The organism is Roseibium sp. RKSG952 (assembly GCF_009711355.1).
This window is the reverse complement of record NZ_SMMF01000372.1, coordinates 1-750: the sequence shown is the minus strand read 5'-3', so window position 1 is coordinate 750 and position 750 is coordinate 1. Positions and strand designations below refer to the sequence as shown.

General features: G+C 63.1%; 1 protein-coding gene. It reads right to left on the bottom strand.

Features of this window, described 5'->3' with window-relative positions:
• Positions 1-97 precede the first annotated feature (97 nt).
• Positions 98-750: DUF4116 domain-containing protein (locus E1297_RS01100; protein WP_155132819.1), on the bottom strand; the 653-nt coding region annotated here is incomplete at its 5' end.

The following is a 750-nucleotide window of genomic DNA, read 5'->3' as shown; positions in this document are numbered from 1 at the left end:
TTCGCTGCCACCCATTTAGGCTGCTCTGTTTCCTCGAGGCGCACCTCCGATGTCCGGAGGTCATCCGGCACATATGCCAACGCCCCGACGTCTTGCCTCACCGCCTCGCGGCACATCTCCCGCGTCCGGAGGTCTTTCGGCACCCATACCAACGCGCCTCCGTCTGGAGGGCTTTTGGAACACAGTATAACGCCCCGTCTTGCCTCACCGCCTCAAGGCACATCTCAGATGTCCGGAGGACTTTCGGAACAAGGCACAACGCCCAGCCGTCTTGCCTTACGGCTTCGCGGCACATCCCCCGCGTCTGGAGGTTGTCCGGCATCCATAGCAACGCCCAGCCGTGTTGCCTTACGGCTTCGCGGCACATCTCCCGCGTCTGGAGACTCTCCGGCACATATTCCAACGCCCGGCCGTCTTGCCTCACTGCCTCAAGGCACATCTCCTCTGTCCGGAGACTCTCCGGCACATCGCGCAACGCCCCGCCGCTTTGTATCACTGCCTCGCGGCACATCTCAGGTGTCCGGAGGGCTTCCGGCACATAATCCAGCGCCGCGCCTTCCTGTCTCACCGCCTCGAGGCAGATCTCGGGTGTCCGGAGACTCTCCGGCACATCGCGCAACGCCCAGCCGTCTTGCCTGACCGCTTCGAGGCACATTCCCGGCGTCTGAAGGTCTTCCGGAACATATTGCAACGCCACACCGCATTGTCTCACTGCCTCGCGGCACATTCCCGGCGTCTGAAGGTCTTCCG